General features: G+C 70.4%; 2 protein-coding genes. Both read right to left on the bottom strand.

The annotated features are described in order from the left end of the window. Nucleotides 1-19: 19 nt before the first annotated feature. Nucleotides 20-1,327, bottom strand: coding sequence for a hypothetical protein (locus tag ACTWOL_RS21000; RefSeq protein ID WP_474298300.1), 1,308 nt, complete (start codon nucleotides 1,325-1,327; stop codon nucleotides 20-22). Continuing rightward, a complete protein-coding gene (locus tag ACTWOL_RS20995; protein WP_474298299.1) occupies nucleotides 1,324-13,473 on the bottom strand; it encodes an amino acid adenylation domain-containing protein in 12,150 nt (4,049 codons plus the stop codon). The genes ACTWOL_RS21000 and ACTWOL_RS20995 overlap by 4 nt, the downstream gene beginning before the upstream one ends. Between the last annotated feature and the right edge of the window lie 334 nt (nucleotides 13,474-13,807).

Here is a 13,807-nt window from a genome sequence, read left to right as displayed (position 1 = left end):
CGCTTCCCCTCGCCGGACTTCACTTCCTCAGTGCGTCGAGGCATTCCTTCGCGCGGTCCGGGAGGACGTATTCCCCGTCCTTCACGATGCGGTCGTACAGGTTCTCGACCCTCTCGTAGTGGTCGTCGAGGTTCTGGTCCAGCAGGTGGTAATCGGACTTGTTGTAGATGCCGAACTGGAGATCCGTCATGAGGCCGAACGGATCGAGGTCCTCCGCGCGCCGGGTGCTGCCGAACACGAGCCGCAGGAACTCGTCGACGCTCTCGTAGCCGAGGGTGGCGAGGAGGAAGTCGATCGACGCCCATTTGCGCTTGATCTGGTAGGCACGCTCGTCCGGGTCGACGATGAAGTCGAGGCCGCTGTCCATGCCCTTCGGATAGTGCACCTTGTTGAAGCAGCGCAGGTCGATGGTGAGCCGGTCCTTGGAGGTCCGGGGCAGGGTGCTGTCCGCGTGCGCCCGGTAGTTGTCGAAGACCAGCGCGTCGCCCACCCTGCTGTCGCAGTAGTAGCCGGGAGAGGGCTTGTCCGCGTACGTCTTCGCCCAGTACATCGCCATGAGGAAGTCCCGCACGCTGGGCAGGTCGATCTCGGACAGCTTCCCTTCCAGGAAGAGGTACAGCGCCTTGTCGACCGCGGCCTTCTCGTCGCCGTCGATGCCGCACTCCAGCATCTTCTCGTAGACGAACTGCAGGTTCGGCGCCTCCACCTCGGCCTCTTCGAAGATCACGAAGGGCTGGCGGTCCAGCGGCGTCGGGGTCAGCGCGGTGTGGAAACTGCGGTACTCGGTGGGGAAACCGAGCTGCTTCTTCACCAGTGACGGGATCTGCAGGGCGATCGAGCTGGCCGCGTGGGTGCCGTACGGCAGCTTCTCGGCCGGCACGATGAAGGCGTTGACCACCGCCGTCTCGACCTCGGGGAAGTGCTCCTCGACGATGTCCTGGTTCAGGTCGTAGAACCGCTTGGCCGAGGGCACGAACAGGACGCAGTTCTCGAACATGGTGGAGACCGGGAAGTAGCTGCCGATCGAGGCGGCGGCGAAGCTCTCCTGGATCACCGCCTGGCAGCGCAGCTGGCGCGCCAGGTTGTCCGCGAGGTCGTCGTCCAGGTTCATCGGGACGACCTCGGTGGGAAGCACCTCGGGGTGGAAGCAGCTGGGGTTCAGTGCGCGGTGCGGTGGCAGCCGGGACTCCATCTCCCCTTTGTCCACCTGGTACTTGTCGAGCACCGGGGACAGCTGCTCGGCGTGCGCGGCCGCCGAACTGTGCAGGAAGGTGCCCGTCTTCTGGTAGGTGCCGGTGACCGTGGTCTCGTCTGGTACGTCGTTCATGACGTCGTGATCTCCGCTCGGTCCGAAGTCGTGTTGATGCGTTCCACGTAGGTGCGGACGAACTCCTCGTCGACGGGCGGGGACGGGTAGTCCTTGCGGCCGAAGACGGCGTCCCCCACGGGGAGTGCCGCGAACATGTCCGCCAGTCCCTCCGCCGTGAGGCCGTCCACGAGGGCGGCGATCCTGGCCAGCGGGCCCGTCGGATGCTCGACGGCGAAGGCCAGCGCCCGCTGCCGCCATTCCTCGAAGGGCACGATCTCCGCCGTGCCGCCGGCGGCACCGACCATCTCGAAGAAGCGGTCGAAGGCCGGCGCCTCGGAGTTCACGAAGTCGTAGTCCCTGCCGATGCGCTCCAGATCGCCGGTCATGACCCCGGCGATCGTCCGGCACAGGTAGTCGACCGGCAGCACCGCCGTGAGGTCGGCGTTCAGCGACGGGAAGCTTCCCATCGCGAGGCAGCCGACGATCAGGTTGTGCAGGAAGTCGCCGCGGTCGAGCCGGAAGTGCCCGGTACGGGTCGAGGCGCCCACGAACGGCAGGCGGTACGTGGATGCCCTTGCACCGCGCCAGCGGGCGGCCGCCACCATCTGCTCCGCCTGCCACTTGGAGGTCAGATAGCCGTACTCCCTGTCGTCCTCGCTGACTTCGTACCCCAGGTACTTGGGCAGCGTGGCGAAGGTGGAGACGAAGTGGAACGCCTTGCCACGACCGCGCGAGGCCAGGCGCAGCGCCTCGTGCGTACCGACCACGTTGGGGCCGGTGTAGTCGTCCAGCGGCCGCATCCAGTCCACGAGGGCTCCGGAGTGGCAGATGGCGTCGACCTGGTCCGCCAGCTGGTCGAAATCCTCTTCGTCCAGGCCGAACAGCGGCCGGGTCAGGTCGCCCACCACCGGGTTGAGCAGCGGCGCGTACTCCTCCTTCCAGAGGCCGTAGCCGTCGAGCGTGCCGACCAGCCGCTCCATGGCCTGGCGGGCGTCGTCGGCCCGCACCAGGCAGTAGGCGATCACTTCCGACTCGAGCAGCTCGTGCAGCAGGAAGGCACCGACGAATCCGGTGGCTCCGGTGACGAAGACCGCCTCCGGACGCGCCGGCTCCCCGGCCGCGTTGTCGAAGCGGAGGTCGGGGTGCAGACAGCCCTTCCTGGCACCGGACATGTCCGGGCCGGTGGAGCCGGTCGTGTCCGGGCCGGTGGCCGCAGTGTCGGCCGCGGGTTCCGCCGACGCGTCCAGCCCCGCTTCACGCAGCTTCTCCAGCAGGAACTCGCCGAGCGACATGAGGCTCGGGTGATCGAAAGCGATCTTCGCGGGCAGGGCGAGTCCGGTCAGGTCCGCCAGCTGGTTGCGCATCAGAACGGCGGTGAGCGAGTCGATGCCGATGTCCTGCAGCGGCAGATTGACGTCCACGTCCTGCGGTGAGGTGAATCCCAGGGTCTTCGCCACCTCCTCGCGGACCAGGTCCAGCACGACGGCCACGTGCTCCGCGGGTGCGGCCTCGCTCAGCAGCTTGCGCAGATCCGTGCCGCCTCCGGCCCGGGAACGACCGCCGCCGTTGCCGCTGAGCAGCGAGCGGAACAGCGGCGGTATGCCGCCCCGGTTCTCGAAGTACTGCTGGACACGGTTCAGATCAAGTGCCGCGGACATCGTCAGGGCACGGCCGCTCCTGACCGCGAGCTCGAACAGCTCCAGTCCCTCGTCCGGTGCGAGCCGGTCCAGGCCGAGCTGGGCGAAGCGGGCCCGGTCCGTCTCGCTGAGGCCGGCGGCCATGCCCTCGCCCTCCCAGGGGCCGAACGCCACCGAGGTGGCGGTCAGGCCCTTGGCCCGGCGCAGATGGGCGAGTGCGTCCAGGAACGCGTTGGCGGCCGCGTAGTTGCCCTGACCGGGCGCTCCCATGACGCTCGCGATGGAGGAGAACATCAGGAAGAAGTCCAGCTCCGTGTCCTGCGTCAGCTGATGGAGATTCCAGAGGCCGTCCACCTTGGGCAGGAGGACCGTGTCGCACCGCTCCGGCGTCAGGGCCGTCAGGGCGCCGTCGTCCAGCACTCCGGCCGCATGGACCACACCGCGCAGCGGCCGCTTGTCGTCGAACAGGGCCATGACCGACGTGACGTCGTCGAGGTCCGCGGCGTCGCAGGCCACCACGGTGGCCGTGGCGCCCAGCTCGGACAGCTCGGTCACGAGGGACTGCGCGCCGGGTGTGTCCATCCCGCGCCGGGAGGTCAGCACCAGGTCGCGTACGCCATGGGTGGTCGCCAGCCAGGTCGCCACCCGCCGGCCGAGATCGCCGGCTCCGCCCGAGATCAGCACCGCGCCGTCCGGCCGGACGAACTGCCGCTGCTGCGACGGGACCAGCACCACCTTGCCCACGTGCCGCGCCTGCGCGATGAAGCGCAGACCGTCGGACGTATGGGTCATGGGGAAGGTGCGCAGCGGCAGGGGCGTGAGCTTGCCCTCGGCGAACAGGCCGGCGAGGGAGACCAGCATCCGCTGGATGAGGTCGGGCCCGGCCTCGGGCAGGTTGTAGACCGTGTAGGACACGCCCGGATGGTTCTCGTCGACCGAGGACTGCTCCCGGACGTCGATCTTGCCCATCTCCAGGAACCGGCCGCCGGGACGCAGCATGCCCAGGCTCGCGTCGATGAACTCCGTGGCGAGGGAGTTCAGTACGACGTCGAAGCTCCTGCCGGACGGACCGCCGTCGGCCGTAGCGGACGCACCCGCGCCGGACGCGCTCTTGCCGAAGTGCTCGACGAAGCCCAGGTCACGGGAGGACGCCAGATGGCTGTCGGCCAGACCCAGCTCCCGCAGCGCCGGCCACTTGGGCTCGCTGGCGGTGCCGTAGACCTCGGCGCCGTGGAGTTGCGCCAGTTGCACCGCTGCCATACCCACGCCACCGGCCGCGGCGTGGATCAGCACCCGCTCGCCCGGCCGCAGGGCGCCCAGTTCGTGCAGGCCGTACCAGGCCGTGAGGAAGGTCATCGGAATGGTGGCGGCCTCTTCGAAGCTGAGGTGCTCCGGCATCCGCACCACCTGGCGCGCGTCCGTGACGACCTCGGAGGCGAAGGAGCCACGGGCCAGGCCCAGTACGGGATCGCCCACCTTCAGATGGTCGATGCTGCCGCCGACCTCGGTGACGACGCCGGCGAACTCGAGGCCGAACGCGGGGATCTCCACCATGCCGAGGGCGTTGAGCACATCCAGGAAGTTCACCCCGGCGGCCTTCACCTCGGCGCGTATCTCGCCCGGCGCCAGCGCTCGCTCCTGCAGGGCCTTGACCGTGAGCGGCTCGTCCAGGCGGCCCTTGGCGGCGATCTCCAGCTGCCACCGGCCCCCGTCCGGGATCTGGAGATCCCTCGCGGCGCCCACACGCAGCAGCTGCGGTACGAGCACCTCGCCGTGGCGCAGGGCGCACTCCGGTTCGGCCTCCAGCATCAGCGCCGCGGGCAGTGCCTTGCGGTCCGCCTCCTCCTCACCGAGGTCGATCAGGCGAAGGCTCAGTTCGGGATGCTCGTTCCTGGCGGTGCGCATCAGTCCCCACAGCGGGCCGGCTCCCAGCCCCGAGACCATGTCGTCGGGGCCGGCGCCAACGGCGCGGCGCGTGACCCAGACCAGCGGTGTCCGGAACTCCGTGCCGACCGCTTCCTGCAGCTGCTCCAGCGCCTTGGCGGTGAACGCGTGCGCCTGGGACGGTACGTCGGCTCCGGAGTCCCACAGACAGACCAGGCCGTCCAGGTCCTCGGCGTCCGCCAGCTCCCGGACCTTGATCACCTGGATGCCGGCACGGGCCAGGGTGGTCTTCACCTCCCGCGCCCACGCCACGTCCCCGGCAGGGGTCATCAGGCCCCAGGAGCCGCCCATCTCGACGTGCTCGGTGTCGGCGGGACGCCAGTTGACGTCGAACTGGAAACGGTCCACTCCGGCCGCGGCGAGCCGGCGCAGCACCGCACGGTCCACGCGTCGCGCATGGAGCCGGTGCAGCCGGCCGACGTGGGCGCCCTCGGCGTCGTGGATGTCCAGCGAGGCCCAGAACTCACCGTCGCCCAGCTCGAACTCGGCGACACGGACCCAGATCTCGGACAGGCCCTTCACCCGCAGCGACAGGCGCTCGGCCTCGAACGGCACGAACAGATCGTCGCCGGTCTTCTTCAGCAGCCGCTGCGTGAGCAGCAGCGAGTGCATGGCCGAGTCGAGCAGGGCCGGGTGCAGGACGTAACCGGCGGCGGACTGCTCGGCGTCCTCCGGCAGCGTCGCTCTGGCCCACACCTCGTCGCCGACGTGCCAGGCCTCCTTGATGCCCTGGAAGGTCGGCCCGTAGCCGTAGCCGAGGGCTGCCAGGTCGCGGTACAGGGCGGAGGCGTCGATGGGCTCGGCGTTCCCGGGCGGCACGGTCACCGAGGGGCCGGCGTCGGTCCCCGCGGGCACGATCCTGCCTTCGGCGTGCAGTTGCCAGGTGCCGTCCTCGCCCTCGGGCGAGCTGTAGACCTGGACGGGACGGGCCTCGCCGGCCTCGGGACCGACGGTGACCTGAAGCCGGACCGGCATTCCGGACGCCATCACCAGGGGCGAGGCGATGACCACGTCCGACAGGTCCCACTCGCCGTCGTGGGCCGCGTCGCCCGCCGCCCGCATGGCCTCGAAGAACGCGGTGCCCGGCATGAGTACCGCGTCCATGACCCGGTGTTCCTGCACCCAGGCCGGCTGGTCCGCCGCCACCACGTTGGTGAACAGGGACATGCCGGTGCCGGCGATGTCCACCCCACCGCCGAGGAGCACATGGCCGGTGGCGTTCAGACCGGCGCCGACCTCGCGCGAGAGCGGCGGCTCGAACCAGAAGCGCTCCCGCTGGAACGCGTACGTGGGCAGCGCCACCCGCTCACCGCCGAAGGGCGCGAAGTAGCCCTGCCAGTCGACCGGCAGTCCCCGCACATGCAGTTCGGCGAGGCTCTTGAGGACGACCGACGCGCCGTTCCTGCCCGGGGAACACGACGGCAGCCAGGACACCGGCCCCTCGCCGGCCAGGCAGGTCGCTCCCAGACCGGACAGCACGGGCTGCGGACCGAGCTCCACGAAGGTGTTCGCGCCCTCCCGGCGCAGGCTGAGCATGCCGTCGCTGAAGCGGACCGCCCGGCGTGCCTGGCGGACCCAGTAGTCGGGCTGCTCCAGCTCTCCCTGCCTGGCGGGTTCACCGGTGAGGCTGCTGACCATCGTGATCGCCGGCGGCCGGAACCGTACGGTCTCCGCGATCGCCTTGAACTCGGCGAGCATGCCGTCCATGTGGTGCGAGTGGAAGGCGTGGGAGACCGTCAGCCGCTTGGCCTTGCGGTCCTGCGCCGTGAAGTGGGCCTCGATCGCCTCGATGGCGTCGGCGTCACCGGAGACGACGGTCTGGGTGGGCGTGTTGAGCCCGGCGATGTCCGCCTTGCCGCGCAGCCCCAGTGCGTCGATGGCCGCTTCCGCCTCGTCGCCGTCGGCCTCCAGCGAGACCATGGCGCCCCTGGCGGGCAGGGCCTGCATCAGCCGGCCGCGCGCCGCCACCAGCCGGCAGGCGTCGGCCAGGTCGAACACGCCCGCCACATGCGCGGCCGCGAGCTCGCCGATGCTGTGGCCGAGCAGCAGCTCCGGCCGCACGCCCCAGCTCTCCCAGAGCCGCCACAGCGCCACCTCCAGGGCGAACAGGGCGGGTTGGGTGAAGTCGGTGCGGTGGAGCAGGGCCGCGTCGTCGCTGTCGGGATCGGCCCACATCACCTCGAGCAGGGGCTTCTCCAGCTCGGTGAACTCGGCGGCGATCGCGTCCAGCGCCTCACGGAACACGGGATGGACGTCGTAGACGTCCTTGCCCATGCCCGGGAGCTGGCTGCCCTGGCCGGTGAAGAGCAGCGCCAGGCGCGGGTCCTCGGTGTGGTCCCCGGTGCGCACCGACTCGGCCGGCAGTTCCCCGGTGCGGGCGAAGGAGGCCAGCTTGTCCAGGAGTTCGCCCTTGTCCTTGACCGTCAGGACCAGTCGCCGGCGGAAGTGACTGCGGGTCGTCGCCAGGGAGCGTGCCACGTCGCCGAGGCGGTCCTGGATGTTCATGCCCATGTGCAGGTGCAGGTTCTCCACCTGCCGGCGCAGGGCCGACTCGGTGTAACCGGAGATCACGAAGGGCACCGTGGGCGGCAGCGGGGCGGGCGCCATGTCCTCGGCGTCCGCCGCGACGCGCGCCGGCGGTTCCTCGACGACGACATGGGCGTTGGTGCCGCCGATGCCGAACGAGCTGACGCCCGCGCGGCGCGGCACGTCCTTCGCGGGCCACGACCGCTGTTCCCTGACCAGCGCCATCCTGGCGCCCTTCCAGTCCACGGCCGGGGTGGGCTCCGCGACGTGCAGGGTCCGGGGCAGCGCGCCGTGCTGCATGGCCAGGACGACCTTCATCACACCGGCCAGACCGGCGGCCGCCTGCGTGTGGCCGAGGTTGGACTTGGCCGAACCGACCCACAGGGGTGCCTCGTCGGGGTGGCTGCCGCCGAACACGTCCGCCAGCGCCGTGCCCTCGATGGGGTCGCCCAGCTTGGTGCCGGTGCCGTGTGCCTCCACGTAGTCGATGTCGCCCGGCTGGAGCCCGGAAGCGGCGAGGGCCGCGCGGATGACCCGCTGCTGGGCGGGACCGCTGGGCGTGGTCAGGCTGGCGCTGTGGCCGTCGTGGTTGACGGCGGTGCCCCGCAGCACGGCCAGCACGGGGTCGCCGTCGCGCTGTGCGTCGGACAGCCGCTTGAGGACGACCGCGGCGGAGCCCTCGCTCCAGCCGGTGCCGTCGGTGTCGGAGGAGAACGACCGGCAGCGGCCGTCCGCCGACATGCCCCGCAACCGGCTGAACTCGACGTGCAGTTCGGGTGTCAGCATCAGGCTCACACCGGCCGACACCGCCAGATCGCACTCGCCGTTGCGGAGCGCGTTGCAGGCCAGGTGGGTGGTGACCAGCGAGGAGGAGCAGGCCGTGTCCAGGGTGAGGGTCGGCCCCTCCAGGCCGAACACGTACGACACACGGCCGGACATGGTGCCGCCCGCGGAACCGGGGCCCACATAGCCGTCGAGGTCGGACAGCCCGCCGGCGAGGGTGAGGCCGTACTCGTGGTACGCCGAGCTCTTGCCGACACCGATGAACGCGCCCGTCTGGCTGCCGCGCAGCTGCTCCAGGGTGTATCCGGCGCGCTCGAATGCCTCCCAGGTGGTTTCCAGGACCATGCGCTGCATGGGTTCGAGGGAGCGTGCCTCGCGCGGCGAGATACCGAAGAAGGGCGCGTCGAACAGGTCGATGGGGGTGACGAACCCGCCTCGGCTGCAGTACGACTTGCCGCGTACCTCCGGGTCGGGGTCGTACAGGGCTTCGGCGTCCCAGCGGTCCCTGGGTACGTCGACGATCCCGTCGCCACCGCGCTCCAGCAGCTCCCAGTACTCCTCCGGGGTGTTGGCGTCGCCGGGGAGCCGGCAGGCCATGCCGATGATGGCGATGGGCTCGTCGTCGACGGCACGGCGGCGCGGAACGATCTCCTGGCCGGTCTTCGTCCCACCGGCCAGATACGCGGCCAGGGCCTTGATGGTGAAGTGCTCGAACAGCACGGCCCCGAAGATCGGGCGTCCGATCAGCTCCTCGAGCTTCGTCTGCACCCGGACGACCCGCAGCGAATTGCCGCCGATGTCGAAGAAGTTCTCGTTGACGCCGATCCGGTCGTGGCCGAGGACCTCCGACCAGATGGCCATGATGTCCCGCTCGAGCTCGGTCGCGGGCCTGGCCGCCGGCTCGACCTCCACCACGGGGTCCGGCAGCGCGTCGTGGTCGATCTTGCCGTTCGGTGTCAGCGGCAGTTCGTCCAGCTCGACGATGAAGGCGGGCACCATGTAGTCCGGCAGCCGCTCCGCCAGCCAGGGGCGCAGTACGCGGTGGAGCGGAGCCTTGGGCGGTTCGCCGACCGCGGGCACGTTCGCGTACCCGGTGAGGGCGTCCCGGTCCAGCCGCTCGGCGGGGCGCAGACCGAGGTCCGGGCTCTGACCGGGCTGCCAGAACAGGGCGTCGCACCGCCAGGTGTCGCCGGACCGGCTGGGCAGCAGGGCCAGTTCCACGCCCGCCTCGTGGGCGAGTCGGGTCAGATCGCCGAGGTCGGCCCACTGCGTGGGCGCGTCCGGGACGTTGTCCAGGGCGGCCGAGACCCGGCCGCACACTTCGCGCAGCCGGCCGTTGGGGATGTCGTTCACGCGCAGGGGCCGGTCGGCGACGGTGCTCAGCTGCTCGCGCAGCGCGGCCATGTCCAGGCCGTCCCGCAGCCAGTGCTTCTCCACGGCCGGGGTGACGGGCCCGGCGCTCTCGCCGATGTGCAGCGTGACGTCGAAGCGGTAGCGCGTCATCTCGTTGACGTGGTGGCCGTCGCGCAGGGTGATGTCGACGCGGGTGATCTGCGGGAAGAGGCTCGGCAGGTTGGCGAAGAAGTCGCGGCTGAGCACCAGTTCGCGCTCCGCGCGCATTCCGCGCTCGGCGAGACGGGTCAGCTCCTCGGGGGACATCTCGCCGTTCCCGCGGAAGTGCGCCACGTCCGCGTGGAAGACGTTCAGCAGCGACAGATCGCGTATGTCTCCGAGGAACACACGGCCCCGGGTGACCGCCTTGGTCGCCCATTCCAGGACCGAGGTGAGGTAGTCGACGCCGGGGAAGTACTGGGCCACCGAATTGACGACCACGGTGTCGAAGGCGCCGTCGGCCACCTCGGGCAGTGCGTGCGCCGGGCGCTGCTCGCACGTCACATGCGGCAGGGAGGTCAGGTGCTGCCGGGTGATCTCCACGGCCGCGGCGGAGGCGTCCACGGCGTGGTAGGTGCGGCAGTGCGGGGCGAGACCGAACAGCATCAGTCCACTGCCGGAGCCGATCTCGAACACGCTCTCCGGCGCGAACGACAGGATGCGCCGGACGGAACTCCGCTGCCAGTCCCGCATCTCCCCGGCGGTGAACGGGAGACCGTCGTAGCTGTTGTGCCAGCCGGCCAGGTTGAACGTGGGGTCGTCGGCGTCGGCCTCGTAGGCACGGTCCCAGGCGGCGGCCCACTCGGCGAGGGCGGTGCTCCGGTCCGCCGGCGCCCGGTCCGGACCGGCCTCGCGCGCCGTGTCGCGTACGCAGTAGGCGACCAGCTGCTCGTCATGGCCGACGACCACGGCACGGCTGACGTCCTCGTGCCCGCCGAGGGCGGTCTCGATGTCCGCCAGCTCGATGCGGTGGCCGCGCAGTTTGACCTGGCGGTCGTTGCGTCCCAGCAGGCTCAGCCTGCCGGGTTCGACGAAGCGGGCCAGATCGCCGGTGCGGTAGAGGGTGCCGGGGTGGAAGGGGTTGTCCGCGAAGCGGAGCCGGGTCTGCTCGGGGTCGCCCCGGTATCCGCGCGCCACACCGGCGCCGCCGATGCACAGTTCGCCGGGGAAGCCGAACGGTACGGGCGACAGGTTCTCGTCGAGGACGTAGACCTGGGTGGCGTCGATCGGGCTGCCGATGAGGATGCCGTCGTCATCGTCCCGTACCTCCCAGACCGTCGACCACACGGTGGTCTCGGTGGGCCCGTACATGTTCCACACCGTGGCTCCGGCGGCGAGCAGCCGGTCGGCCAGCTGACGGGGCAGCGCCTCGCCACCGCAGAGGATCTTCGTCAGCGTGGGGGTGCCCTGCCAGCCCGCGTCCAGCAGCAACTGCCAGGTGGCGGGGGTGCCTTGCACCATGGTGATCTCGTGGCGCTCCATCAGCCCTGCCAGGGCCTTGGCGTCGAGGGTCTCGTGGGCCTGCGCGATGACCGTCGTCGCACCGCAGAGCAGCGGAAGGAAAAGCTCCAGTACGGCGATGTCGAAGGAGACGGTGGTGACGGCCAGCAGCCGGTCCGTAGCGGTGCATCCCGGCCGTTTGCGCATCGAGGCGAGGAAGTTGCACAGCGCCCCGTGGCTGATCTCGACGCCCTTGGGGCGGCCGGTCGAACCGGAGGTGTAGATGACGTACGCCAGATCGTCGGCGCTCACCTCGGCCGTCGGCGTGATGCCGGGACGGGCCGGTGCTTCGTCGACGCTCAGACAGCGGGTGTCCCAGGCGGCAAGGCTGTGGGGCGCGGTGGCGGGGGTGACGATGAGCCGGGGATCGGCGTCCTCGACCATCTGGCGGATGCGCTCCGCCGGGAACTTCGGGTCGATGGGCACGTACGCGGCGCCCGTCTTCATGGCCGCCAGCAGGGTCACGACCAGGTCGATCGAGCGGTCCAGGGCCACACCGACCAGATCGCCGCGGCCCACGCCCCGTTCGATCAGTGCCTGGGCGAGACGGTTGGCGCGGGCGTCGAGCGCGGCGTAGGTCAGGCTGGTGTCCCCGCAGATCAGCGCGACGCTCTCGGCATGGCTGTCCGCGGCCTGTTCGAAGAGCTGGTGCAGGCCGTGCGCGTCTACGGCGGCGTCCGCGGCGGCGTCGGAGTCGCCTGTGGCATTGAACGTGTCGATCAGGGCCGTGCGTTCGTCCGCGCTGAGAACGTCCACGGAAGCCGGCAGCCGGTCCCCGGCGGAGGGAAGCCGGGTGCACCAGGCGCTGAACTGTCCGGCCAGTCGGGCGACGTCCCTGGCGAGGATGCGCGTGGCGTCGTAGTGGAAGGTGACGCTCTCGCCGTCGTCCTGGATGTGCAGTTCCAGTTTCGGACGGTGGGCCGCGTCGCCGGAGTCACGAGGGCCCCAGGAGATCAGTACGTCCGGCGTCAGCGCGCCGCTGTGCCACCGCTCCCCGAGGGCTTCGTCCCGGCCGATGACATCACGGCGGAGCCACCCTCGTTCCTGCCCGAGGCCGAACTCGCGGCCCAGCGCCCGTATGTTCTCCGACACGGTCTTGCCGGCGTCGACAGGGCACAGGAGAGGCAGCCAGGCGGCGAACAGGCCCCTGTGGTCCGCGTCGACGTCGTCGCGGGGGGCGGTCATCGCGAGCTGGATGTCCTGCCGTCCGCTCGCCCGGCTCAGAAAGACGGCCAGGGCTCCGGCCAGATAGGCCGCGTGCGCTGCCGGGCCGCCGTCGTCATCGATGGGGATGTGGCACTGCGCGACGACGGGAGCGTCCGCCTCATACCGGATCCCGGCGCGCGGCGGCGCGTAGGGAAGACGGTAGGGATGACCCCCCTCGGCCAGGCGCGCACGCCAGTACTTCTCGGACTTGGAGGCCCTGACGCCCGCCTCGGTGATCCGCGCCCCGGCAGCGTCGCCGGGGACGTCCAGGACGGAACCGGGCCGTATTCCATGGGCCGCCGCGATGGCGTCGGCGGTGCGCACTTCGCCTTCCAGGGTGCACATCCGGGCCAGCTCGACACTGCCGCCGGCCGTGGCCACCACCAGGCCCGATGCTTCGTCGCAGGAGAGGACCGTACCGGGCGCCGCGTCGCCGGCCGCGGCCGTGCGGCGGGCCTCCCTGACGGCATAGAAATGCCCGTCGATGTCGACCTTGGGCCACACCAACGGGCTGGTGAACGGGCCGTAGTCGGTGGCCCGGACGATGGCGCCGATGCGCTCGGCGGACAGATTCCAGTCGATCAGTCCTTCGGCGGCTAACTGGGTGTGCCGTGAGAAGTAGCGGCGCTTCGCGGGATCCTGGGGCGTCGCGGTCTCGCGGCCCTCGGCGATCTCGTCGATCAGCCCCGCCAAGCTGGCGACGGCCGCGTCGTCACACTTCAAGCCCAGTGACAGAGCGGTCTCATCGGGCCCGATGGGCACCGGTACACGCTCCAGCACATCGCCGCCGTCGACGAGTTCGGCCATGCGGTGCCAGGTGATGCCGTATGCGCTCGCGCCGTCCGCGACGGCCCATGACGGCGCATGCAGGCCCGCGTACTCGGGGAGCGGACCGTAGTGGTAGTTGACGGCCGATCGTCCCGCGCAGTCGAGCAACGCCTTCGGGACGATGGCGTAGTTGCCGATGCTCAGCAGGAGATCGCAGGATAACTGCGGTGCCAGGGCCTCGGCCTCGGCGAGCGCGTGGTGCGGAATGCCGGCCTTGATCGCCCAGGCCCGGGCCGTGGCATCACCGGTCACCACCGCTCTGATCCGGTGCCCCTTCGCCACGAGGACCTCGCCACAGCGAGCGAGCACACTTCCGCCACCGATCAGGACAGAATTCAAAGAAGTCATCGTCACCCCTCCCCGTCGTCACCTGCAGAGCGGTCGATGGGCGCAACCGATCCCGGGACATGGGCAGAGGCACCCCAGGCAGCCCGGCACGGGCCGTCAGGTGCCGAATACAAGCGCGCGCACTGAGCAGACCCCCCGCGTGCCCGTTCCGCATCCCCCGAGAATCAGCGACGCCTGCCTCACGGAACGTGCATGGAAACAGCTGCCGACGGTGCGTCTTGTATGGGAGCAGCTGCGCCGTGAGTCATCAGCGCTGTCAGGATTGAAGTGCAAGTACCGCCGCCGGGGGCCGTTGTTGTCGCGCCGAACCACCCCCTGGCGCCACGCCCATCAT

Source organism: Micromonospora sp. IBHARD003, assembly GCF_056106285.1.
Note: the sequence above shows the minus strand (reverse complement) of the source record. Positions and strands in the feature narration are given on the sequence as shown.

What these genes read in the sequence shown, in the direction of transcription:
- ACTWOL_RS21000 (WP_474298300.1), bottom strand. Translation starts at nt 1,327, where the DNA reads ATGAACGACGTACCAGACGAGACCACGGTCACCGGCACCTACCAGAAG.
- ACTWOL_RS20995 (WP_474298299.1), bottom strand. Translation starts at nt 13,473, where the DNA reads ATGACTTCTTTGAATTCTGTCCTGATCGGTGGCGGAAGTGTGCTCGCT.